Here is a 22,917-nt window from a genome sequence, read left to right as displayed (position 1 = left end):
AGAAGGGGCTAACTAGGCCCTCGTGACTTTTGGGGAAGGGCGTCAACTTGGCCAAGGCAAAAAACATCCTGTTCATCATGTTCGACCAGCTGCGCTGGGATTATCTGAGCTGCTACGGCCATCCACATCTGCATACTCCAAATATCGATCGTCTGGCTGCCAAAGGCGTGCGCTTCAACCGCGCCTATATCCAATCACCGATCTGCGGCAGCTCTCGCATGTCCACCTACACAGGGCGCTATGTGCATTCTCACGGCGCGTCGTGGAACGGAATTCCGTTGAAAGTCGGCGAGATAACGATGGGTGATCACCTGCGTAAGGCGGGGATGGATTGCTGGCTGGTCGGCAAAACCCATATGCGTGCAGACGCCGAAGGGATGGCGCGGCTTGGTCTGGAACCTGACAGCTTGATAGGTGCGCGCGTCGCCGAATGTGGGTTTGACGTATATGAACGGGATGACGGTATGCTGCCCGAAGGTCCGGATGGGTATTATGACCCGGACGGGGCAAAGGAATACAACAAGTTCCTGAAAGCAAAGGGGTATGAGAGTGACAATCCCTGGCATGACTTTGCCAATTCCGGACTGGATGCGGATGGGAACGTTCTGTCTGGCTGGTTTCTGAAGAATTCACCCGAAGCCGCGAATATTGCCGAGGAAGACAGCGAAACGCCCTATCTGACCGGGCGCGGGATCGAGTTCATGGAAACGCATGATGGCCCGTGGTGCTGTCATCTGAGCTTTATCAAGCCGCATTGGCCGTACATCGTACCGGACCCATACGCCTCGATGTATGGGCCGGAACATGTATTGCCTGTGGTGCGATCCGAGGCGGAACGTCAGAATGCGCATCCCGTGCTCAAAGCCTTCATGGACACAAAGATCGGCCAGACCTTCTCGCGGCAGGACGTGCGTGAGGCGGTTATCCCGGCCTATATGGGGCTGATCAAGCAAGCCGATGATCAGATGGGCCGCCTGTTGGACTGGATGGAGAGAACCGGGCGGATGGAAAACACGATGATCGTGTTGACATCAGACCACGGCGATTTTCTGGGCGATCACTGGATGGGGGAAAAGACCTTTTTCCACGATGCCTCAACCAGAGTGCCGTTGATCATTTATGACCCGTCGCCCGAGGCGGATGCGACACGTGGCATTGTCAGCGATGCGCTTGTAGAATCCATCGACCTTGCACCGACCTTTGTTGACGCGGCTGGTGGGGAAGTGGCGACGCATATTCTGGAAGGTCACTCACTGCTGCCCATCCTTTATGGGGAGGTGGACGCGTTGCCACGCGATGTGGTGATCTGCGAATATGACTACTCGGCTTCGCCAATCGCAAGTGTTTTGGACATGTCGGTCCGCGATGCGGTGATGTTCATGGTCGCAAGTAAGAAATGGAAACTGATCCATTGTGAAGGTGGGTACCGGCCAATCCTGTTCGATCTGGAAAACGACCCCGATGAGTTGAACGATCTGGGTGACAGCGCCGAACATGCCGGTGTAATCGCCGAAATGTACGAGCACCTGTTCGCCTGGACGCGGCGGGCGTCACAGCGCACGACCCGGTCCGAGCAGCAATTGATTGAAATGCGCACCAAAAGCCGGGGCAGGGGTGTTGTTCTGGGCGTTTATGATGAAAACGATGCACCACTGGATCTGACAGTCAAATACCGCAATCGCAAGGCGCGCCCTTTCCAAAGCTATCTGAAGGACTAACACCTCTGTGTTGGTTATAATTGTACATCATTGCAAAAGGCGGTTCACCCGTCGAAGTCCAAAGGATAGAAGGTGACCCAAGAGCAGCAAATGGAGTACATCAATGGCCACCCCCAAACCTGTAGTCCTGTGTATTCTTGATGGTTGGGGCCTGTCCGAGGACACAAAAGCCAACGCACCCTATCTGGCAAACACGCCGACGTTTGACGCGATCATGTCTGAGTGCCCGCATTCAACCCTGATCACCCACGGCCCCGATGTGGGTCTGCCTAGCGGGCAGATGGGCAACTCAGAGGTCGGGCACACCAATATCGGGGCAGGGCGTGTGGTCGCCATGGACCTGGGCCAGATCGACCTTTCCATTGAAGACGGGACATTCTTTGAAAACGAAGCTCTGCAAGCTTTCATCGCCAGTGTTAAGTCCGTTGGCGGTACTGCACATCTGATGGGGTTGATCTCGGATGGTGGGGTGCATGGTCATCTGAACCATATCCTTGCCGCAGCCACTGCCATAACGGATGCCGGTGTCCCGGTTGCACTGCACGCAGTGACGGACGGGCGTGATGTCGCGCCAAGGTCTGCTCTGACTTACATCGCTGAGCTGGAAGAACGCCTGCCCGAAAACGTACGCATCGTCACCGTGAGCGGGCGGTACTTTGCCATGGATCGCGACAATCGCTGGGGGCGTGTCAGTGAAGCATATGGTGCAATGGTCAACGGGCAGGGCCGAACAGCCAGCAGCGCCCATGGCGCGGTTGATCACGCCTATAACCAGTCCGAATCTGACGAGTTTGTCACACCAACCGTATTGACGGGATATGACGGTATTCACGATGGCGACGGTTTCTTTTGCCTGAACTTCCGCGCTGACCGTGCACGTGAAATCCTGCGCGCCCTCGGAGAGCCCGGATTTTCCGAGTTCGCGACAGGACCGCGCCCGAAGCTTTCAGCACTGCTGGGCATGGTCGAGTACTCTGACGGGCATAATGCTTACATGACCACGGTTTTTCCAAAGCGCGCGATTGTAAATACGCTGGGCGAATGGGTCGCCAAGCAAGGGCTCCGTCAGTTTCGACTGGCGGAAACCGAGAAGTACCCGCATGTTACGTTCTTTTTGAATGGCGGTAAGGAGACGCCCGAACTAGGTGAGGACCGCTTTATGCCGAGCTCGCCGAAAGTGGCGACCTACGATCTACAGCCCGAAATGTCATCCGCAGAGGTTACGGCGAAGTTTATCGAAGCCATCGAAGGCGGGTATGACCTGATTGTTACAAATTATGCCAACCCCGATATGGTTGGTCATACAGGTGATCTGAATGCCGCAATCAAAGCATGTGAAGCTGTCGATCAGGGGTTGGCGCAAGTCATTGCGGCTCTTGAAAAGGTCAAGGGGGCGATGATTATCACGGCCGATCATGGTAATTGCGAAGTCATGGTCGATCCTGTGACCGGCGGCCCGCATACGGCCCATACGCTCAATCCTGTTCCCGTAGCGCTGGTTGGCGGGCCAGGAGGTGCGAAATTGCGCCAAGGACGTTTGTCCGATCTCGCCCCGACCCTGCTTGAACTGATGGGTTTGCCTAAACCCCCGGAAATGACCGGGGAAAGCCTGCTGTCATGAAACCGGCTGCTCTGGCAGTGTGTCTGTTTTTGGCCTTGCCGGCGCTGGCCCAGCCAGACGCTTCCAAGGCTGCTTTGGATGCAGCGCAGATGCTCGAACAGGCGTCCATGGCGTTGTCCGAGGCCGAAGGCGCCCGGGATCGGGTCAATGCTCTTACGGAGACGATCCATGCCTATGAGGCCGGGTTGGGTGCGATGCGGGTGGGATTGCGCCAAGCGGCTACCCGTGAGGCGCAACTGAGTGCCGAGTTGCGGACGCGCGAAAAAGAAATCCGGCGATTGCTCGGTGTTCTGCAAACCATTGAAACGACCGAACCACCCGTTTTGATGTTACATCCCGCCGGCCCGTTGGGGGCTGCCCGCGCCGGTATTATGCTGTCCGAGGTCACCCCCGGCCTGAACGCCAGCGCGCAGGAACTGGCGCAGGACCTGAATGAAGTGCAGACATTGCGTGTCTTGCAGCAAAAGGCCTCGGAAACTTTGACAGAGGGTCTGATGGGTGTTCAGGCGGCCCGCACCCGTCTGAGCGAGGCAATCGCCGACCGCACGGATCTGCCCCGCCGTTTCGTGGAAGACCCGGTACGTACGGCCATTCTGATCTCATCGACCGAAACACTGGATGGTTTTGCCAGTGGTCTGTCCGAGATCTCGGAGGGAGAGATCCTCGACAGCAATGCCAGCGTCTTGGACAGGAAAGGCCGGATATCAATGCCGGTACAGGGCATCTTGCTGCACAAGGCCGGTGAAACGGACGCCGCTGGTGTCATGCGCCCCGGCCTGATCATGGGGACACGCCCGCGCGCCTTGGTCACATCGCCAACCTCTGCGACAATTCGCTATCGCGGGCCGCTGCTGGACCTGGGGAACCTGGTAATACTTGAACCTCAATCGGGTCTTTTGTTCGTATTTTCCGGTTTGCAGGAGGTCTATGGCCAGACCGGTCAGGTGATCCCAGAGGGCACACCAGTTGGTCTGATGCCCGGTGAAATGCCGGAAATCGGCGCAATTTTGTCAACAAGCAGTGATGGCACTGGAACTGACCGCTCAGAAACGCTCTATATAGAGGTAAGAGAAGACAATCGCCCCGTGGACCCGGAATCGTGGTTTCGGACCGACAAGGATGGATAAACGCGTATGAAGAAATTTGTGGTGGCCGGTCTGGCTGGAACTGTGGCAGGTATTCTTGCAACAACTCAGATTGCAGGACCCCTGCTGGCGCAGGAGGCCGAGAACAAGGCAAGCGTCTATGAACAGCTGGATTTGTTCGGCGACATTTTCGAACGTATCCGCGCCCAGTATGTCGAAGAGGTTGAGCCCGAAGAACTGATCGAGGCGGCCATTGATGGCATGTTGACTTCGCTTGATCCGCATTCGAGTTATCTTTCTCCTGACGACGCTGAACAGATGCGCGTGCAGACCCGGGGTGAGTTTGGTGGGTTGGGTATCGAAGTTACGCAGGAAGAAGGCTTTGTCAAAGTCGTCTCACCTATTGACGATACCCCCGCCGACGCAGCCGGAATCGAAGCCGGGGATTTCATTACCCATGTGGACGGTGAAAGTATTCTGGGCCTGACGCTGGACAAAGCGGTTGACCTGATGCGCGGCCCGGTCGGATCCGAAATTATCATCACCGTCGTACGCGAGGGTGAGCCTGATCCGTTCGATGTCACTATTATCCGTGATACAATCAAGTTGACCGCTGTGCGCGCACGGACCGAAGGCACCAGTGTCGTGCTGCGTGTAACCACGTTCAACGACCAGACCTTCCCGAACCTGCAGGAAGGATTGCAGGAACAGATTGCCGAAGCGGGTGGCATCGACAAGGTGAACGGTTTTGTTCTGGACCTGCGCAACAACCCAGGCGGCCTTTTGACTCAGGCGATCAAAGTCTCGGACGCGTTCCTGAACGAAGGCGAAATTGTTTCCACGCGCGGCCGCGACCCGAATGAGGGTGAGCGGTTCAACGCCACCCCCGGGGATCTGGCTGAAGGCAAGCCAATTGTGGTGCTGATCAATGGCGGCTCGGCCTCGGCATCCGAGATTGTGGCCGGTGCATTGCAGGATCATCGCCGCGCTATCGTTGTGGGCACCAAGAGCTTTGGCAAAGGATCCGTGCAGACGGTCATGCCGCTGCGCGGCGACGGCGCTATGCGCCTGACCACATCGCGCTATTACACGCCATCAGGACGATCAATCCAGGCCCTTGGCGTCAGCCCGGACATCATTGTTGAACAGCCTCGCCCTGCACCTGCAGAAGAAGAAGAAGAGAGCAACGGGCGTACCCGGTCCGAAGCTGACCTGCGCGGCAGTCTGAACAATGACAGCCTGAGCGAGGATGAAATCCGCCAGATCGAGGAAGATCGTGCAAGGGCCGAAGCAACCGCTGAGCTGAGGAAAGAGGATTATCAACTGGCATATGCCATAGACATCCTCAAAGGCTTGTCAGCGTTCACCCCGCACGGGCCGTCCCAATAACCAAACCAATGGGTCGCGTACAACGCGGCCCTTTTCTTTCTGTCTCGCGAGATTTCATTTCATCATCCAGCAGCGCAATCCGAAGGCGCCGCGCAGAGTGCGCATAACCGAATGGATGATCCGATTTCGCAAGCGTTTCAGCCGTCTCCGCGGCTTACCCGTCGGAACGCGCGTTTCAGCATATCCAGCTCCGCGCGCAAAAGGTCCACTTCCGCCCTGAGATCATCGGCGGCGGGCTCTCCTGCTATTATGGAGAAACTCCCAATTTTATCGACACTGCCTGCGTCGACTATGACGAAGCTGTGCACGCCTTCGGACAGGGCTGTGACGGGTACCTGCACATACAGATTCCATCCGTTGTCTGTAGGTGAAAGCTCAACACTCTCCAGAGCTTTGCCCAGATATCGAACCTCCAACTCTGGTTGCCGTTCGGCCTCAACATGGCCGTGCCAAATACCGTTTTCGAACTGAATGAAAGTCAGGGATGGTTGTGTCATCTTTGATCGTCTCACAAGTCCGCGCGATGGAAGCGGCAAAACGTAAGGTCTCGCACACTCATACGGTTCATCTGCGGTTTCTCAAAAATAAGATCCAGCCAGATCTTTTCGATCCGACGTTCATTCAGGGGCAGGTGAGCCAGGTCGAAATCAACTGCGTTTACGGTTTCAGAAGGGTCTAGCTGCCGCAAAACCTGCTCCATGTTGGGCCCGTGCTGAACATTGAGACGTGCAAACGCGCCAGACGGTTTCTCGCAGTCAATCAGAGTTTCCAACCGGATCAGATGCTCGCGTGTCAAGTCGCGGGCGACCTCACGCGGCAAATCGATTGATACCGACAGGAACGACCCCTCGAAGCCAAAGACCTCGACCTCCAGACTGAACGGGGCCAGATCACTTGCCCCCCGGTTGCGGATTTGCCGCACAGCGATTTCGGTCAACGGGCAGTCGTGAAATAAGCTGACCTGATCGTCCATTACCGTTTTACGGGGAACAGAGGCCATGCCGGATTGCAACAACGGCGCGCGCCACAGGTCGGGTCGCCAGCTCCAGTCGGTGCCGACAGGCCGGTGAAACTGAGTTGATCCTATTTTCGGGCGGAGCAAGCGCGCATCCGCCAGTTGGATCAGGCGATCCAGTTGTCCACGCAGACTGCGCGCCTGATCGCGTTTCATCCGCAACTCGGCCTGCGCTGAATCTGGCGCCTGCTGCACGGCCCGGCGCCAGCGGCCGAGCGTCCGGCGATGAATATAGCGATCCAGAATCCTGCGCATGGTCTCTTCGTCCGATAATGTCCTTCTTTAGTCAAAGAAATGAGTAGGAATAAACCCGCAATCACAAAAACACTACTTGAGCGCTACGTTTTCCGGTTGGTGGCTAAGCGTAAAAAAGATAGGTGCCGGATTAGGAGCCTGACCCCGTCAATTCTTGCAATACGTCGGGTCAATGCTTACCGTCTGTTTCCTAAAAATGGGTTACCCCTGAACAGCCATACTTCAGTTCAGCTATCGATAAGGCCAGGCTATGGAGCCCACATTATTTTCTTTTATTTGGAAGCATTCAAAAAAGCAGCAACTTGTCCTGTTGCTGTTAACGGTCCTGTCCTTCCCGTTTCTATATGCGTCGCTGGAGCTACCTAAACAAATCATCAACGATGCCATCGGTGCGCCGGGCGACACGGTGACAATCTGGGGCTTCACAGTGTCTCAGGTTCAGTACCTGATGATACTGTGCTTTGCATTTCTGGCTACTGTGATTGCCAGCGGATTGATGAAGATGCGCATCAACACGATGAAAGGCATCTTGTCTGAACGCATGCTGCGCCGTCTGCGCTATACCCTGATTCAACGCACGATGCGGTTCCCAAAGTCCTATTTCGCGACCACCAGCCAAGGAGAGCTGGTCTCGATGATCACATCCGAGGCCGAGCCGATGGGCGGCCTTATGGGGGATGCGATCGCGCAACCGGTGTTTCAGTTTGGCCAGATGATGACAATCGTCACCTTTCTGTTCATGCAAAGCATCTGGTTCGGTTTGGCAAGCATCGCGCTGATTCCGCTCCAAGCCTGGTTAATTCCGAAGCTGCAACGCCAGATCAACTTGCTGAACAAGGATCGTATTCAGGAGGTTCGGCGTCTGAGCTCGGAAATCGGGGAAAGCGCGGCGGGCATCAGTGACCTGCGCACGAATGGCGGCTGGCGCTATCGTCTGGCCCAGTTCAGTCACAGGTTGGGGACCTTGTTCGAGATCCGGTTCAAGATCTACAACAAGAAATTCTTTATGAAGTTCCTGAACAATTTGATCACTCAGATGACGCCATTCCTGTTTTATTCGGTGGGCGGATACCTGGCGATCACGGGCGAGGTGACAGTAGGTGCATTGGTTGCCGCGTTGGGCGCGTACAAAGACCTAAGCGGGCCCTGGAAAGACCTTCTGACCTACTACAACCAGGTACAGGACATGTCCCTGCGGTGGGAGGTGGTCACCGAAAGATTTGCCCCGGACAACATGATCCCCGAAGAGCTGTTCGTCGGCGAGCCGGAAACCATCCCACATCTGACCGGTGATATCGAATTGCGCAATGTGACCGTTCGCGATGGCGACGGCAAAACCATTCTGGAAGACATTGATCTGACCATCCCGCGGGGCGCGCGTGTGGCGATTCAATCCGCCCATGCGTCGGAACGTAGTGCGTTGGGCCAGTTGCTGACCCGCGAGGTGCTACCTGTTCAGGGGGATGTGGTCATAGCTGGCCACAAGCTGGACGAATTGCACCAATCAGTTATCGCGGCCCGGATCGGGTATGCCTATTCACGCCCCTATCTGTTTGATGGGACTTTGGGCGATAACCTCATGATGCCGTTGCGCACCCATCCGCAGCACGAGGCAGATGCCATAAGAACCCCGTCCCGTCGTCAGATCGAGTCTGTTCGGGCGGGTAACCCACCGGATTCGCTGGAAGATGAGTGGATCGATCCGGGACTGGCCGGTCTGGACGATATCGATGGAATACGTGACTGGTGGTTCCAGCTGGTGGAAGCCATGGGGATTGACGAGTTCATGTTCCGGCGCACTCTGCGCACCCAGTTTGATCCAGAGATACACCCGATACTGGCACAGGAAATAGTCAGGCTGAGAGAATCCATCGCCGAACGGCTGAAGGCAAAAGGACTGGACCGGTATGTCTATCGGTTCGATCCAAACCAGTTCAACCCGGCCGTCCCGCTTGGGGGCAACTTGTTGTTCGCGGCACCGTCGCGTGACATATCTCCAGACATTCTGGCCGGAGACGCGCGGTTCGTGCAATTGCTCAGCACCCATGATTTGGCAGATGACGCGATCAGCATATCGAATGCTGTCATGGATACTCTTGGCAAGACATTTGGGCGGGACGGGGCCGACCATCCCCTGTTTCTGCGGCTTGGCATGTCCAAGGACATGTATCATCGGCTGCTCGATATTCAGGACCGGCGCAAAGCCAAAGGGAATGCTGCGCTGAGCGATCAGGAGCGTGCCTTGCTACTGACAGTGCCTTTCCTTCTGACAGCAGAACAGATCGGCCCGGATTTCCCAGAGGAATACAAGGAAAAAATCCTTGCTATCCGCAAGACCCAAGCCGAGCGGTTGCGCGGTGCAATGGACGGTTTGTTCATGTCTGTGGCGCCTGACATCTATGTGCCGCGCCTGACCGTGATGGAAAACGCAATCTACGGCCGGATATCGTTGATGGCGGGTGCCCATGCCGAAGATATCGAAGACATCGTTGCCGAGGCCATGAACGAAGCCGGTCTGCGCCGTCGGGCAGCGGCCATTATCTATGACCTGCCGTCCGGGTTGGGCGGCAACAACCTTCCAACCGTGTTTCAGGAGCGTGCCGCTTTTTCACGCGCAGGCATCAAACGCCCCGACGTTCTGATCCTGGACAAGGCGCTGGCCAGCCACGACTCGGAAAGCCGGTTGCGCACGCGCCTGAAACTACGGGAACTGCTGCCCGATTCCATCATGATATTCATGGAGGATCATTTTGCACATCCCGAAGCCTATGACTTGTTTGTGGAAATCAAGGATGGACGGATCGACGGCGTCTCGCGAAGCAGACCAGCGCATGAGGACAGCACGTCGGACGATCTGAGCCGGAAACTCGAGATCCTGTCAGCAACGCAGTTGTTTTCCGGCCTGGATGGCAGAAACCAGCGGCTGCTGGCGTTTTCGGCGCAATGGTACGAGGCCAGCGCCGGGCAAGTCATTTTTTCCCGCGGTCAGGCGCCGGATGCGGCCTATTTGTGCATTTCAGGACAGGCCAAACTGGATTGGTCCAACGAGGATGGAACGAAACGTACAATCTCGATCATAGAACCCGGTCGGCTTATCGGAGACCTATCCATCATTACAGGGGAACCAAGGCAGCTGGATCTGGTCGCGACGGAAGATAGCAGCTTCTTGCGTATCGGCGCGGAAGAGCTGCGTGCCGTTGTTGAAAGTGACGCTTCGGTCGCTTTGCAGTTGCTGCAGACAGTTGCAGGGTATCTGACGACGCTCTCGAACAGGATCAGCGTGGCCCAGAACGCCGAAGACATGTTTCCGCCCGTGACAGATGAAACGGCGCAGGAAGGTATTGGTAAGAATGCCTAGCGCGTATTCAGCTCATGCGCGCCTGGTCGAAACAGCCCGCGCCAAACCCGAAATCTGGCGTCTTTTGCTGGGGTTGGCATTGATCGCCGTGTTGGTCAGCGTTTCGAACCTGGTGTTTTTCACCGCGATCGCGGGGTTGGGTTCGGAGGAATGGGCACAGGAACTTTTGCGAGGCAACACACCTATAGCGCTGCTACTGTTACTGGCCAGTTTCGGGTTCATCATTCTTGGCGTGGCGGTTGCCGCACGTCAGCTTCAGCACCGATCCTTGCGATCAATTTTTGGCCAGCGTGGTCTGTTTGCAGCCCAATTTCTGAAAGTGCTGAAAGCCCTGCTTTTCTTGGGCGCTGTCGGTGTCTTGCTGCCGCCCTACGGTTTGGGGGATTCTCTGTCAAAGAATCTGCCATTTTCAACTTGGCTGTTGTTGCTTCCGGTCTCTGTGTTGGTTGTCCTGATTCAGACCAGCGCCGAAGAAGTTCTGTTTCGAGGGTACATTCAGCAAGCCCTTGCCGCCAGGTTTCAGTCGCCGGTCATTTGGATGGGGATACCGTCTGTTTTGTTTGCCGCTGGCCATTACACACCGGAACTGGCAGGAGAAAATGCAATTCTGTTTGTGCTGTGGGCATTAATATTTGGGATGCTTGCATCCGATCTCACAGCGCGATCAGGGACATTGGGGCCAGCTATCGCCTTGCATTTCTTCAATAACATCATCGCACTATTGTTCGTTTCCCTGCCGGACAACCTGAGCGGGCTGGCGCTTTTCTCGCTTCCGTTCGATGCATCTGACGCCGAACAGCTTCGTCCCTGGCTGGTGGTGGATTTGGCTGTGATGTTCGTATGCTGGCTGGCGGCGCGGCTTGCGATCAGGCGTTGATTGCATTTCTTCCCGTGGCGTCTTATTTGACGTCAACACCGCACAAGCCAAGGTTCCGACATGAACTGGATCACAAATTACGTCCGCCCCCGGATCAACTCGATCTTCTCTCGCCGCGAAGTGCCCGAAAACCTCTGGCAGAAATGTGACGAGTGCGGAACGATGCTGTTTCATCGTGAACTAGCGGAAAATCAGAACGTCTGTACCCAATGTGACCATCACATGGCGATTACCCCACGCGAGCGGTTCAATCACCTGTTCGACGGCGGTATTTTCACCGAGGTTGCAGTGCCAGCGCCAAAAGAAGATCCGTTGCATTTCCGCGACCAGAAGAAATACCCCGAGCGTATGCGAGCGGCGCAGAAAAAGACCGGCGAAAAAGAGGCGATGCTGGTTGCCAAAGGCGAAATCGGGCGCACGCCTATCGTTGCGGCAGCGCAGGATTTCTCATTCATGGGCGGATCAATGGGCATGTATGTGGGCAACGCGATCATCGCGGCCGCTCAAGAAGCGGTTAAGCTAAAGCGCCCACTGATCCTGTTCTCGGCAGCGGGTGGAGCGCGGATGCAGGAAGGCATTCTCAGCCTGATGCAAATGCCGCGCACAACCGTGGCCGTCGAGATGCTGAAAGAAGCAAATCTGCCCTATATCGTTGTGCTGACCCATCCCACCACCGGTGGTGTGACGGCGTCATATGCGATGTTGGGCGATGTCCACATCTCTGAACCGAACGCGCTGATCTGCTTTGCCGGTCCCCGAGTTATCGAGCAGACGATTCGCGAAAAGCTGCCCGACGGCTTCCAGCGGGCCGAGTACCTGCTGGATCACGGGATGCTGGACCGTGTCACCAAACGTACCGAGATGCGTGACGAACTGATCACCATCACCCGGATGCTGATGAACCAACCGCCGGCGATCAAAGGTGACCTGCCAGCACCGACACCGGATGAAACGGCCAAGGTCGCGCAGGCCGAAGAGACCGGGAAAAAATGAACACCAAGACATCTGACGCCATCCTCGACCGGATGATGGCGCTACACCCCAAGATCATTGATTTGACCTTGGATCGCGTCTGGCGATTGCTGGCCGCCTTGGACAATCCGCAGCTCAAGCTGCCACCGGTTATCCATATTGCCGGGACCAATGGCAAAGGCTCGACCCAGGCCATGATCCGGGCGGGCTTGGAAGGGGCAGGGCGTTCCGTTCATGCCTACACCTCGCCCCATCTGGCGCGATTTCACGAACGTATCCGGTTGGCGGGCGAACTGATTTCAGAACCCGACCTGACTGCGGTTCTGGATGAGTGCTACGCGGCGAATGGCGGCGAAAACATCACGTATTTCGAGATCACAACCTGCGCTGCCTTGCTGGCCTTCTCTCGCTGCAAAGCGGATTACACTCTGCTCGAGGTCGGTTTGGGCGGACGGCTGGATGCAACAAATGTGATTGATGAACCGGCGGTGACAGTCATTACGCCTGTTTCAATCGATCATGAACAGTATCTGGGCGACACCCTGGGAAAGATTGCCGCCGAAAAGGCGGGAATTATCAAACCCGGTGTGCCATGCATCGTCGGCCCGCAGGAAGACGAGGCACTGGAGGTGATCGAGTACACAGCCGCCCGGTTGGGCGCACCGCTACTTGTACATGGCCAGCATTGGCACGTTCATGAAGAAAACGGGCGCTTGATCTATCAGGACGAAACCGGGTTGCGTGATCTGCCGCTCCCCAACCTGCTGGGTGCACATCAGTTCCAAAATGCCGGTGCCGCCTTGGCGGTACTGCGTCATCTTTCAATGGGTGACACTGCCTACGAGGCTGCCGTGTCCAATGCCGATTGGCCCGCGCGTATGCAACGTCTCAAAACCGGTCCGCTGACCGAGCAAGCCCCCCAGGTCGAACTGTGGCTGGATGGAGGGCATAACGCGGCCGCAGGTATCGCGCTGGCCGATGTACTGGCAAAGATGCCGCAACGCCCCACGCATTTAATCTGCGGTATGCTCAACACGAAAGACGTGACTGGGTATCTCGCGCCACTGTCCAGACAGGTTGCAAGCCTGACCGCCATCTCCATACCAGGCGAGGCAGCTACGCTCAGCGCCGATGAAACCGCCGCCGCTGCCACCAAAGTTGGCCTGCCTTCTTCAGTCGCTGCAAGTGTTTCGGAAGCGTTGAAGACAATCACGGACAAAGACCCACAGGCGCGTGTCCTGATCTGCGGCTCCCTTTATCTTGCCGGAAACATCCTGCGCGAAAACGGTTAAGCTTCATCTTTTCGCAAATACTCCGGGGGAGGCGCGCGCAGCGCGACGGGGGCAGAGCCCCTACTTCCCCCAGTTCTGGTCCTGCATTTCCCGCAGGCGCGATGCAGTACGCTCAAACTCAAAGGTGCCTTCTCCTTCGACATACAACATCTCGGGTTCCGCCGCAGCCGAGCAGATCAACCGAACTTTTGCCTCGTAGAGCGCATCTATCAGGATGACAAAGCGCTTGGCTTCATTGAAGTTATTTCTCGACAAACGGGGGATATCCTCAAGCACCAACACTTTAATTGCTTCTGCAATAGCCAGATAGTCCGCCGGTCCCAGCATCCGGCCACACAGGTCATAAAACGAAGCCCGTGCAACCCCGTTGCGAAATGCGGGCAGTTCGACGGCGCGTCCTTTGACCTGCAATATCAACGGATCGGCAGGCCCTCCTGCAAGATCTTTCCAGACATCCCGAATTTTCTGCCGCGCCTCAGGCCCGATGGGCGTAAAATAGACCGGGGCACCCTCTAGTCTGTTCTGACGGTAATCCGTGGGCGATACCAGTTCCCATACCTGCAACTGGTCTTTGATATGGGCAATAAAAGGCAGGAACAACTGCCGGTTCAACCCATCCTTATACAGCTCGTCCGGATGCCTGTTCGACGTGGTCACAACGACAACACCACCTTCATGCAGCAGGTCAAACAAGCGGCCGACGATCATCGCATCCGTAATGTCAGTGATCTGCATCTCGTCGAAGGCCAGCAGGCGGACGGATTTTACCACTTCTTTCGCCACAGGTGCCAGAGCATCTTCTACATTCTCTTTTCGGGCCTTGTGCATTCTGGCATGGATTTCCTGCATGAAGGCATGAAAGTGAACGCGCCGTGCGGGGATTTCACCCAGCGTGTCGACGAACATATCCATCAGCATCGATTTACCGCGTCCGACGCCACCCCACAGGTACAGGCCTTTGGGTGGCGGTGGAGCCTTGCGGAAAAACCCTCGTTTTACCGGCTCGGCCAGTGCCGCTCGGATGCGCTCAAACTGGGGCAAAACGGCCTCTTGAGCGTCGTCGCGCGTCAGAGTTCCATCCGAGACGCGGGCTTCGTAGTGCGAAATCAGATCCGTCATGACCCAGAGCCTTACCCGTGACCCAGCCCGTTGAAAAGAAGACATTTCCCTGACGTATCAAATTTGCTTATCCGTGACCGCAAATCTGTTGAATTGACGGGACTTGTAAATGCAGTACGGTCCGTCGGACCAAACTACCCGAGGTCGCAATGCCGCAACCCACCCGCATGTTGAACCCGATCCTGATCGTTGGATGTATCATCATCACGGTCAGCTTTGCCGTGCGCGCATCTTTCGGCGTGTTTCAGATTCCGATCGCCAGCGAATTTGGCTGGTTGCGCACGGATTTCTCACTGGCGATTGCAATCCAGAATCTGGCTTGGGGCATCGGCCAACCGATCTTTGCAGCTATCGCTGAGAAAGTAGGAGACCGAAAGGCCATTATCCTTGGCGCTTTGACCTACGCTGCCGGTATGGTGCTTTCAGCCTGGTCCGTCACACCTCTTGAACACCAAGTCTATGCGTGGCTGGTGGGGTTTGGCATTGCCGGAACCGGGTTTGGCGTGGTTTTGGCTGTGGTCGGTCGCGCGTCTTCTGATGAAAATCGGTCAATGTCGCTGGCCGTCGTTACAGCTGCGGGCAGTTTCGGACAGGTTCTGGGCGCGCCGACGGCTGAGTGGCTGCTGTCATTCCTGCCCTGGCAACAAGTCTTCGTCGTGTTTGCCGCTGCAATTCTTGCACTAGTATTGACCTTGCCCTTCATGCGGGCGCCTCAACCAGCTTCAAAGGCAGAGTTGCAAGAAAGCATGGGAGAAATTCTGGGGAAGGCGTTCCGAGATTCTTCTTACGCTTTGATATTTATTGGGTTTTTCAGCTGCGGTTACCAGCTTGGATTTATCACCGCTCATTTTCCGGCATTCGTAACCGAAATGTGCGGCCCGATCCAAGCCGGCGGCGTGCTGTATTCCATCGGCATCACATCCACGTCCGCACTTGGCGCGGTATCGATTTCACTGATTGGTTTGGCCAATATCGCCGGGACCCTTGTGGCAGGTTGGGCGGGTAATCATTTTCCCAAGAAATATCTGCTGGCCTCGGTTTATGCCGGTCGAACGCTTGCTGCGGCGTTGTTCATCATTTTCCCGATAACGCCGCTGTCCGTCATTACATTCTCGCTGGTGATGGGGTCGCTTTGGTTGGCCACCGTTCCGCTCACGTCGGGTCTTGTCGCGCACCTCTATGGTTTGCGTTACATGGGAACACTCTATGGCATAATCTTCTTCAGCCATCAGGTTGGCAGCTTCCTGGGCGTCTGGCTGGGTGGGCGCATGTATGACCAGTATGGTGACTATGCCCTGGTCTGGTGGATCGGTGTGGCAATTGGGGCCTTCAGCGCCATCGTTCATCTACCGATCCGAGAAAACCGTCTTTCAGTCCCTGCCTGACGTGACGTTTCGCGCTCGACCTACGTGTACGTGCCAGCGGTAGTGCCGTGTGGGGTGTCAATCTAGCCAGCTCGGTCTGGAAACAATCCGGCAAGGCCTTCGGCCGAGGCGGCACAAACGCCACGCTCGGTGATAAGCCCCGTCACCAGCCGGTTGGGTGTGACATCAAAGGCAGGATTGCCACCCTCCGTACCATTCGGGGTGACGCGAACATCGGCGATATCCCCTTGGCCGTCCACGCCCATGACATGGGTCACTTCTTTTGTATCGCGTTCTTCGATCGGGATTTCCGACACTCCATCCCGAACCGTCCAGTCAATTGTGGGCGAGGGCAGGGCGACATAAAACGGAACCCCATTGTCCCGCGCCGCCAAGGCTTTCAGGTAGGTGCCGATTTTATTGCAGACGTCGCCTTGTGCCGTGGTCCGGTCTGTACCGGTGATGACGGCGTCAACCAAACCATGTTGCATCAGGTGACCGCCTGCATTGTCCACGATGTAACGATGGGGAATGCCGTGTTCACCAAGCTCCCAGGATGTCAGCGCCCCCTGATTTCGTGGCCGGGTCTCATCGACCCAGACATGAAGCGGAATGCCCGCGTCATGCGCGTGATACATCGGGCTTGTCGCCGTTCCCCAATCCACCGTTGCCAGCCAACCGGCATTGCAATGCGTCAATAGCCGCACCGGTTCACCTGCGGGCTTTCTGGCTGCAATTTCTTTGATCAGTTGCAGCCCATGGCGACCTATCGAGGCATTGATCTCAACATCTTCGTCAGCAACCTCCTGTGCCATTGCCCAGGCCCGTTCGGCACGGTCACTTGGGGCAAGTGGCATCAGCGCGCCGCGGCATCTGTCCAAGGCCCATCGCAGGTTGATTGCCGTTGGCCGGGTCGCGTGCAATACGTCATATGCGGCATCGAACGAAGCGTCAGAGCTGTCACGGGACATCTGTTCCGCAATTCCAAACGCGGCTGTTGCACCAATCAGTGGCGCACCCCTGACCCACATATCGCGGATCGCCGTCGCAAATTCATCCAGCGTTTTCAGGGTAACCACCCGAAAGTCATGGGGCAGCCATCGCTGGTCGATAATCCGAACCTCACCTGCCGATTTGTCCCACCAAATCGACCGGTAATGAGCACCCTGTACTTTCATAATTCGGTCTCCGTTTGCGAATAGCCTGATCAGAAGTCTTTCGCAGCCTGCGTTCTTTCGGCGGGCTTGTAAACGGGCGTTTCTGGTTGCAGGCTCGCATTTTAGCTTGCCGATGATTGCACTTATCCTCGGGTCGCCGCGCGAAGTTCCCGCTCTAAGGCGTCCAGAAACCTTGAACGATCGGCTTTGTTGAATGGTCGGCCGCCGCCTCCGGCCCCAAGCGGATTGGCGGCCCGAAGGTCAGCCATCAGATCACGCATTGCCAATTGCTGGCCTATGTTGGCTGCCGTAAAGGCCTCGCCGTTCGGGCGCAAAACTCGGGCACCTGTTTCGACGCATTTCGCGGCCAGAGGGATATCGGAGGTCACAACTACATCCCCAGCGCCACAGCGTTCTGCAATCCATTTGTCGGCTTCGTCAGCACCTTCCGAGACCACGATGACCTGTACAAGCGGGTTTGCTGACGGTCGAAGACCGCCATTCGACACCAGTGCCATAGGCACCTTGTGTCGTGTTGCAACCCGTTCGGCCTCGGCCTTTACAGGGCAGGCATCGCCATCGACATACAGCGTTGTCACGCCTTTTTGGCCTCTTTTTTCTCTGGTTCAGCAGGTTTCTTCCGCACCTTGAATTCCTCCGGGATCGGCATCCGGTTGAAAGCATCCAGCCCGGCGATCTTGTAAGCCTCGGCCAGAGTTGGATAGTTGAACGTGTTCTGAACGAAGTAATCGACAGTTCCCTTTAGATTCAGCACCGCCTGAGCGATGTGGATCAGTTCGGTCGCACCTTCGCCCACAATCTGCACGCCCAAGACACGGCGGGTTTTAAGCGAAAACAGCATCTTCAGCATGCCGTGTTCCAGCCCCATGATATGCCCGCGCGAGGTCTCGCGGAATCGGGCCACGCCAACCTCATAGGGAATGCCACGCTCCTGAAGTTCTTCCTCGGACATGCCGCAGGTGGAAATTTCGGGAACCGAGTAGATGCCATATGGGTACCATGGGCTTTCCGGCAGTGTAGGTGTCTCGAGCGCATGGCAGGCAGCCACACGCCCTTGCTGTAATGAAGTCGAGGCCAGCGAAGGGTGACCGATCACATCCCCGGTCGCGTAGATATGCGGAACCGCGGTCTGATATGTCTTGCGGTCTACCTTGATCCGATTGCGGTGATCGGTTTCCAGTCCAACTGAGTCCAGATTGAGTTTCGATGTTGCGCCCATGCGCCCGGCTGCAAACAGCAGCATTTCGGCCCGCACGTGACGCCCGTTTTCTAGGGTCACTTCGACGTGCTCGCCCGCATCTTCAATCTTTTCGACAGCCGATCCCAACCTCAGATCAACACCGTTTTCGCGGATTTGATGGGTGAAATCATGGATCAAGCGGCTATCGATGAAGTCCAGAAACGTATCCCGCGGCTCGATCAGCGTCACCCGAACGTCCAGCGCCGAGAACATCGTGGCGTATTCGACCCCAATGACCCCGGCACCGATAACAACCAGTGAACGCGGGATTTCCGCCATTTCCAGAAACTCGTCGCCATCGACCACGGTCTTGCCGTTAAACGGAACATAATCGGGGCGGTAGGTCTTGGTTCCTGTCGCAATCAAAAACTTGGCGGCCGTTACACGTGTGGTCTCTCCGGCATCGGTGGCGACTTCCACTTCATGTGGCCCGACGAACTTGGCTAAACCGTCCAGAGTATCGACGTGGTTCCGGTTGAACTGATGTTCCAACACATCGACCTCGTGATCGAGGGTCATGTGCAGGCGCGCTTTCAGATCATCGGCGCGGATCTGGTCCTTGACCCGATAGGAACGGCCATAAAAACTGCGCTCGCGCCAGCCCGACAGGTTCAGAACCGTTTCGCGCAATGTCTTGGATGGGATAGTTCCGGTGTGAACGGACACCCCACCAAAACGGTCTTTTCGGTCAATCACCAGAACCCGTCGCTTGAGCTTGCCAGCCTGAATGGCCGCAGAACGCCCCGAAGGCCCGGATCCGATGATGACCAGATCATAGTCGTATTTGCTCATATCTCAGTCTCCGTACAGCGCTTCGGCGTGGAAAACGATGTGATCTTCCATGAAGGTAGATACGAAGAAATACGAATGGTCATACCCCGGCTGGAGGCGGAAGGTTGCTTGCTGGCGACGCTCAGCGATGGCTTGGGCAAGCGCTTCTGGGCGCAGCAGGTCCATGAACTGATCTTTGGTGCCCGTATCGATCAGGATGGGGCCGTCGAAACCGGTTTCTTTCATCAACAGGGAAGCATCGTGTTTGGCCCAAAGGGATTCATCATCCCCCAGATACGCGCCCAGCTGTTTGCGCCCCCAGTCAGCGCCCGTCGGGTTCGCGATGGGTGCGAAGGCCGAAACCGAGCGGTACCGTCCTGGAAGGTTCATGGCCAACGTCAATGCACCATGCCCGCCCATGGAATGACCCGTAATGGCCTGACGTTCGCTATCGATGGCAAAGCTTTCGAACAGCAGGGTAGGCAATTCGTCGGCAATGTAGTCCCACATCCGGAAATGCGGTGCCCAGGGCTCCTGCGTGGCGTTCACGTAGAACCCAGCGCCCTGACCCAAATCGTAGTCGTTGTGATCCGCAACACTTTTACCGCGTGGCGAAGTGTCGGGAAATACCACTGCAATGCCTTGTTCCGCAGCCCAAGCTTGTGCGCCGGCTTTTGTCATCGCGTTTTCATGGGTGCAGGTCAGACCAGACAGATACCACAAGATCGGAACCGGGCCATCTTTCGCCTCGGCCGGAAGAAAAAGGCCAAACGTCATGTCGCATTGGCATGTCGACGAAGCATGGCGATACACGCCTTGCACTCCGCCGAAACAGGCATTTTCCGAAAGGGTTTCCATTAGGCATCGTCCTTATTCTAGAGTCGCAACATGGCTAACGATCCACGGACCCGGCGTAAAGTCCGAGTGCCTTTGGAGTGAGTATTTTTGAAAGGGTGAAGGTCAGGGGGTACCTAGAGCCGCAATAACAAGTGGTATGGTGACAATGCTGACGAGCGTCGACAGTAAAATAGCAGCCGAGGCGCGCTGTGGGGCAATGCCGTAATGCGCGGCCAGCATATAGACATTTCCTGCTACGGGCAGAGCTGCTGCTGCAATTGCAACGCTTGCCGGGAATGTTTCGATCGGGATCAGCCAGATCAGGGCGATTGCTACGAAAAGCGGGTGGAGCACTAGTTTGCAGAAACTCAACCAGGCTGCGATCTGAAATCTTTCCGCGGATTTGCCAGCAAGGGACGCACCGATTGCAAAAAGCGCTCCGGGGGTTGCGGCACCACCGAGGATGGTCAGAAAGTTTTTCAGCGGATCGGGAACCGGGATTTGCAGGGATGACCAGACGAGCCCGGCAGAGATCGAGACAATCATCGGGTTCTTGAGCAGACCCATTCCAATCAGTTTGAAAGTGGCTGGCGTCAGCCTTCCGCCACGCCCACCGTTGATCAGGATCACGATCAGAGACGAGAATACAACCAAATCTACGGTCAGGACCAGCATGACCGGGCCAATAGCGGCTTCGGTGAACAGCAGCGCGAGCATTGGCAGGCCAAGAAAGCCAACGTTCCCAATAGCAGCGCATTGTGCCTCAACCGCCGAAGTAGGCACGTCAAGGCCGCGTATCCACGCTATGCAAGTTGCTATGCCATAAACAGCAGCGGTTCCTACGAGATAACCGAAGATCAGTCTTGCGTTGAAAATCTCTGCAAAGGGCAGGGTCGCTGCAAATCGAAACAACATTGCCGACAGCGCGAAGAAGAAGACGAACTTGGTCAGATATGCGGTTGCTTCGGCCGTAAAGAACCGTGTGCGCCCAGCCCAAAAGCCAAGGCCGATGATTGCAAAAAAGGGCAGTGTACGCAAAAAGATATCGGCCATGGGCCAAGTCCTAGCACGGTTTAGAACCGTCGCAAGAGCTCAACACCCCAAATTGGGCGAGGTCAGAGTTAAGGGGGATACGAGAATCCTTGTACCTGAACCGAACGGTTTATAAACTGTGACAGGTATTGATCGAGGAGATGACATGACCCAGACCGCCACCATCCTGCGCACAGGCCGAAAGTTTGATCAGGTTTTGCGCGGGGCCCGAGAGGTTTTCATGGCGGACGGATTCGAGGGCGCAAGCGTGGATGACATTGCCCGCGCGGCTGGAGTGTCAAAAGCAACCTTGTACAGCTATTTTCCGGACAAGCGCCTTTTGTTCATGGAAGTTGCACAAACGGAATGCTGTCTTATGGCCGAACGGGTCGTCGCGATGATCGACGAGACCAAACCCGCACGAGAAGTTTTGATGATCGCGGCCACACAGTTGACGGCGTTTCTGGTTTCAGATTTCGCGCAGCAGGTTTTCCGCATTTGTGTTGCCGAACGAGACCGGTTTCCGGAACTTGGCCGCGCATTTTACGAAGCGGGGCCGCAAAACGGCCAGCGTCAAATGGCAGAATACCTTGAAAAAGCCGTGGCTAAAGGTGAGTTAGCAGTTGAAAATGTCCAAATAGCGGCTGAGCAGTTTTCCGAGCTTTGCAAAGTACGGATCTGGACCCGGGCTGCATTTGGAATTCAGAATTCATTCAGCAAAGAAGAAATCGCTGAAGTAGCGACACAAGCCGTGGACATGTTTCTTGCCCGGTATGGGGTCTGATCCAAGAAAGAAATGGCCCATATCCGGATCAGGGACACAGGCCATTGCTCACACACCAGAACACTCGATGCAGTTCAGCTTACTGCGATAAGTCTTTTCAAACTCTTTATTTGTCGAACTATTGGCGTGGCTTGGGACCCAACATTGGCCGGAAAGAAAAGCAGGTCAGCGTTCAAACTTGTTGCCCAGCTTGATGCACTTTAGCTCGTTAGCAACAGGCCAAGCCAGAAAGAAAACCAGCACAGAGCAAGGCTGATCAGAATATTGCCTGCTGCCAAAAGCAATGTGCGCTCGCGGTGAAGTTCGAGCGATTGGTAGGCAAAGCTGGAGAATGTTGTAAAACCACCGCAAAACCCGAAAACAAGGCGTTTTTGGTCCTCTGGAATGTCTACTGGACCTCCTAAAAACCCAACCCAGATCCCCAGCAGCAAGCTACCCAACACATTTACGAGCAAGGTTGCTAGTGGCAAGTCGTGCCGAATCTTCAGCGCCAGCCAATGGCGCATCACAGCCCCCAGACCTCCGCCCAACGCGAACATGGAATGAAGATACACTTCGCTCATGACGGCGTCTTTTCGGAATGAAAATGCCGTCCAAGTCTTTCACCAAACAGCGCGGCAGCAAGGCCAAATGAAACTTCCAGCCCGATTGCCAGGGACGTTACCCATAGGCCGCCGTCGGCTATTCGTTCAAGATCTGCAACAAAAGACGAAAAGGTCGACAATCCACCGCAAAACCCGACGGCGCCAAGATGCAGAACATGCGCGTGCACCTTATGGCGCACGGAATATAGCGAGCCCAGAACAAAACAGGCGACTACGTTGATGCCAAAAGTCGAGGTGAGAAAGCTTAGGCCTGGGATCTCTAGTGCAAACGCCTCACGCAACAACGACCCAAGCGCACCGCCTGCGAAGACGGACAGAAACATCACGCTTTTTCGGTCACGCCAGAGGTGGGATTGTGTGTTTGCCAAGGATCGGCCCTTTGTCGTCCGTTAAGCGTGATTTATC

General features: G+C 56.0%; 20 protein-coding genes. 10 read left to right on the top strand and 10 right to left on the bottom strand.

Annotated elements, in window-relative coordinates; genetic code table 11:
• The first annotated feature begins 47 nt into the window (after nucleotides 1-47).
• From ACR0M3_RS12000 to ACR0M3_RS11985, 4 genes are all read left to right on the top strand, one after another.
• Nucleotides 48-1,718, top strand: coding sequence for a sulfatase-like hydrolase/transferase (locus tag ACR0M3_RS12000; protein WP_480910936.1), 1,671 nt, complete (start codon nucleotides 48-50; stop codon nucleotides 1,716-1,718).
• Nucleotides 1,719-1,821: 103 nt separating this feature from the next.
• Complete coding sequence (gpmI, locus tag ACR0M3_RS11995; RefSeq protein WP_480910934.1) at nucleotides 1,822-3,339, top strand: 2,3-bisphosphoglycerate-independent phosphoglycerate mutase; 1,518 nt, start codon at nucleotides 1,822-1,824, stop codon at nucleotides 3,337-3,339.
• Nucleotides 3,336-4,466 carry a murein hydrolase activator EnvC family protein gene (locus ACR0M3_RS11990; RefSeq protein ID WP_480910931.1) on the top strand — a complete coding sequence of 377 codons (1,131 nt, stop codon included), beginning with the start codon at nucleotides 3,336-3,338 and terminating at the stop codon, nucleotides 4,464-4,466. Before gpmI ends, ACR0M3_RS11990 begins: the two co-directional genes overlap by 4 nt.
• A gap of 6 nt (nucleotides 4,467-4,472) precedes the next feature.
• Nucleotides 4,473-5,813 carry a S41 family peptidase gene (locus ACR0M3_RS11985; protein ID WP_209507125.1) on the top strand — a complete coding sequence of 447 codons (1,341 nt, stop codon included), beginning with the start codon at nucleotides 4,473-4,475 and terminating at the stop codon, nucleotides 5,811-5,813.
• A 137-nt stretch (nucleotides 5,814-5,950) separates the two neighbouring features.
• On the opposite strand, the gene ACR0M3_RS11980 is transcribed toward ACR0M3_RS11985, so the two are convergent.
• Nucleotides 5,951-6,310 carry a hypothetical protein gene (locus tag ACR0M3_RS11980; RefSeq protein ID WP_480773663.1) on the bottom strand — a complete coding sequence of 120 codons (360 nt, stop codon included), beginning with the start codon at nucleotides 6,308-6,310 and terminating at the stop codon, nucleotides 5,951-5,953.
• An 11-nt stretch (nucleotides 6,311-6,321) separates the two neighbouring features.
• Nucleotides 6,322-7,083 (bottom strand): DUF6478 family protein, encoded by a 762-nt coding sequence (locus ACR0M3_RS11975; RefSeq protein WP_480773664.1) that lies wholly within the window; start codon nucleotides 7,081-7,083, stop codon nucleotides 6,322-6,324.
• Between the two features lie 250 nt (nucleotides 7,084-7,333).
• Between ACR0M3_RS11975 and ACR0M3_RS11970 the strand changes: the two genes are divergently transcribed.
• From ACR0M3_RS11970 to ACR0M3_RS11955, 4 genes are read left to right on the top strand one after another with little or no spacing between them, the layout of a single operon-like run.
• A complete protein-coding gene (locus ACR0M3_RS11970) occupies nucleotides 7,334-10,441 on the top strand; it encodes an ABC transporter transmembrane domain-containing protein (RefSeq protein ID WP_480910928.1) in 3,108 nt (1,035 codons plus the stop codon).
• Nucleotides 10,434-11,318, top strand: coding sequence for a CPBP family intramembrane glutamic endopeptidase (locus ACR0M3_RS11965; protein WP_480910926.1), 885 nt, complete (start codon nucleotides 10,434-10,436; stop codon nucleotides 11,316-11,318). The genes ACR0M3_RS11970 and ACR0M3_RS11965 overlap by 8 nt, the downstream gene beginning before the upstream one ends.
• Nucleotides 11,319-11,378: 60 nt before the next feature.
• Nucleotides 11,379-12,311, top strand: coding sequence for an acetyl-CoA carboxylase, carboxyltransferase subunit beta (accD, locus tag ACR0M3_RS11960; RefSeq protein ID WP_209597255.1), 933 nt, complete (start codon nucleotides 11,379-11,381; stop codon nucleotides 12,309-12,311).
• A complete protein-coding gene (locus ACR0M3_RS11955; protein WP_480910923.1) occupies nucleotides 12,308-13,582 on the top strand; it encodes a bifunctional folylpolyglutamate synthase/dihydrofolate synthase in 1,275 nt (424 codons plus the stop codon). The genes accD and ACR0M3_RS11955 overlap by 4 nt, the downstream gene beginning before the upstream one ends.
• Nucleotides 13,583-13,642: 60 nt before the next feature.
• Here ACR0M3_RS11955 and zapE read toward each other — a convergent pair whose 3' ends face one another.
• Entirely contained in the window at nucleotides 13,643-14,701 is a 1,059-nt protein-coding gene (zapE, locus tag ACR0M3_RS11950) for a cell division protein ZapE (RefSeq protein ID WP_209507118.1), read from the bottom strand.
• 149 nt (nucleotides 14,702-14,850) lie between these two features.
• Here zapE and ACR0M3_RS11945 point away from each other — a divergent pair, with 149 nt between their 5' ends.
• Entirely contained in the window at nucleotides 14,851-16,086 is a 1,236-nt protein-coding gene (locus ACR0M3_RS11945; RefSeq protein ID WP_480910920.1) for an MFS transporter, read from the top strand.
• Between the two features lie 62 nt (nucleotides 16,087-16,148).
• Here the strand turns inward: ACR0M3_RS11945 and mtnA are convergent, their stop codons facing one another.
• From mtnA to ACR0M3_RS11920, 5 genes are all read right to left on the bottom strand, one after another.
• Complete coding sequence (mtnA, locus tag ACR0M3_RS11940) at nucleotides 16,149-17,243, bottom strand: S-methyl-5-thioribose-1-phosphate isomerase (RefSeq protein ID WP_480910918.1); 1,095 nt, start codon at nucleotides 17,241-17,243, stop codon at nucleotides 16,149-16,151.
• Nucleotides 17,244-17,365: 122 nt separating this feature from the next.
• On the bottom strand, nucleotides 17,366-17,821 hold the full coding sequence (locus ACR0M3_RS11935; protein ID WP_480910915.1) for a YaiI/YqxD family protein: 456 nt from the start codon (nucleotides 17,819-17,821) through the stop codon (nucleotides 17,366-17,368).
• On the bottom strand, nucleotides 17,818-19,275 hold the full coding sequence (gene sthA / locus ACR0M3_RS11930) for a Si-specific NAD(P)(+) transhydrogenase (protein WP_480910913.1): 1,458 nt from the start codon (nucleotides 19,273-19,275) through the stop codon (nucleotides 17,818-17,820). Before sthA ends, ACR0M3_RS11935 begins: the two co-directional genes overlap by 4 nt.
• Before the next feature lie 3 nt (nucleotides 19,276-19,278).
• Nucleotides 19,279-20,112, bottom strand: coding sequence for an S-formylglutathione hydrolase (gene fghA / locus ACR0M3_RS11925; RefSeq protein WP_480910910.1), 834 nt, complete (start codon nucleotides 20,110-20,112; stop codon nucleotides 19,279-19,281).
• 102 nt (nucleotides 20,113-20,214) lie between these two features.
• A complete protein-coding gene (locus ACR0M3_RS11920; protein ID WP_480910907.1) occupies nucleotides 20,215-21,144 on the bottom strand; it encodes an AEC family transporter in 930 nt (309 codons plus the stop codon).
• Between the two features lie 145 nt (nucleotides 21,145-21,289).
• On the opposite strand from ACR0M3_RS11920, the gene ACR0M3_RS11915 reads away from it, so the two are divergent.
• Nucleotides 21,290-21,907 (top strand): TetR/AcrR family transcriptional regulator, encoded by a 618-nt coding sequence (locus ACR0M3_RS11915; RefSeq protein ID WP_480483707.1) that lies wholly within the window; start codon nucleotides 21,290-21,292, stop codon nucleotides 21,905-21,907.
• A gap of 200 nt (nucleotides 21,908-22,107) precedes the next feature.
• On the opposite strand, the gene crcB is transcribed toward ACR0M3_RS11915, so the two are convergent.
• Nucleotides 22,108-22,470, bottom strand: a complete 363-nt coding sequence (gene crcB, locus ACR0M3_RS11910; protein WP_480483708.1) for a fluoride efflux transporter CrcB — start codon at nucleotides 22,468-22,470, stop codon at nucleotides 22,108-22,110.
• Nucleotides 22,467-22,835, bottom strand: a complete 369-nt coding sequence (locus tag ACR0M3_RS11905) for a fluoride efflux transporter FluC (RefSeq protein ID WP_480483709.1) — start codon at nucleotides 22,833-22,835, stop codon at nucleotides 22,467-22,469. The genes crcB and ACR0M3_RS11905 overlap by 4 nt, the downstream gene beginning before the upstream one ends.
• Nucleotides 22,836-22,917: the final 82 nt, after the last annotated feature.

The organism is Ruegeria sp. O5, from assembly GCF_056535105.1.
Note: the sequence above shows the minus strand (reverse complement) of the source record. Positions and strands in the feature narration are given on the sequence as shown.

Bases quoted from the DNA above. Each gene is read 5' to 3' on its own strand.
- crcB (WP_480483708.1), bottom strand. From the start codon at position 22,470: ATGAGCGAAGTGTATCTTCATTCCATGTTCGCGTTGGGCGGAGGTCTG.
- sthA (WP_480910913.1), bottom strand. From the start codon at position 19,275: ATGAGCAAATACGACTATGATCTGGTCATCATCGGATCCGGGCCTTCG.
- gpmI (WP_480910934.1), top strand. From the start codon at position 1,822: ATGGCCACCCCCAAACCTGTAGTCCTGTGTATTCTTGATGGTTGGGGC.
- mtnA (WP_480910918.1), bottom strand. From the start codon at position 17,243: ATGAAAGTACAGGGTGCTCATTACCGGTCGATTTGGTGGGACAAATCG.
- ACR0M3_RS11985 (WP_209507125.1), top strand. From the start codon at position 4,473: ATGAAGAAATTTGTGGTGGCCGGTCTGGCTGGAACTGTGGCAGGTATT.
- ACR0M3_RS11915 (WP_480483707.1), top strand. From the start codon at position 21,290: ATGACCCAGACCGCCACCATCCTGCGCACAGGCCGAAAGTTTGATCAG.
- ACR0M3_RS11905 (WP_480483709.1), bottom strand. From the start codon at position 22,835: ATGTTTCTGTCCGTCTTCGCAGGCGGTGCGCTTGGGTCGTTGTTGCGT.
- ACR0M3_RS11965 (WP_480910926.1), top strand. From the start codon at position 10,434: ATGCCTAGCGCGTATTCAGCTCATGCGCGCCTGGTCGAAACAGCCCGC.
- ACR0M3_RS11945 (WP_480910920.1), top strand. From the start codon at position 14,851: ATGCCGCAACCCACCCGCATGTTGAACCCGATCCTGATCGTTGGATGT.
- ACR0M3_RS11990 (WP_480910931.1), top strand. From the start codon at position 3,336: ATGAAACCGGCTGCTCTGGCAGTGTGTCTGTTTTTGGCCTTGCCGGCG.
- accD (WP_209597255.1), top strand. From the start codon at position 11,379: ATGAACTGGATCACAAATTACGTCCGCCCCCGGATCAACTCGATCTTC.
- ACR0M3_RS11955 (WP_480910923.1), top strand. From the start codon at position 12,308: ATGAACACCAAGACATCTGACGCCATCCTCGACCGGATGATGGCGCTA.
- ACR0M3_RS11975 (WP_480773664.1), bottom strand. From the start codon at position 7,083: ATGCGCAGGATTCTGGATCGCTATATTCATCGCCGGACGCTCGGCCGC.
- ACR0M3_RS11970 (WP_480910928.1), top strand. From the start codon at position 7,334: ATGGAGCCCACATTATTTTCTTTTATTTGGAAGCATTCAAAAAAGCAG.
- fghA (WP_480910910.1), bottom strand. From the start codon at position 20,112: ATGGAAACCCTTTCGGAAAATGCCTGTTTCGGCGGAGTGCAAGGCGTG.
- ACR0M3_RS11920 (WP_480910907.1), bottom strand. From the start codon at position 21,144: ATGGCCGATATCTTTTTGCGTACACTGCCCTTTTTTGCAATCATCGGC.
- zapE (WP_209507118.1), bottom strand. From the start codon at position 14,701: ATGACGGATCTGATTTCGCACTACGAAGCCCGCGTCTCGGATGGAACT.
- ACR0M3_RS11980 (WP_480773663.1), bottom strand. From the start codon at position 6,310: ATGACACAACCATCCCTGACTTTCATTCAGTTCGAAAACGGTATTTGG.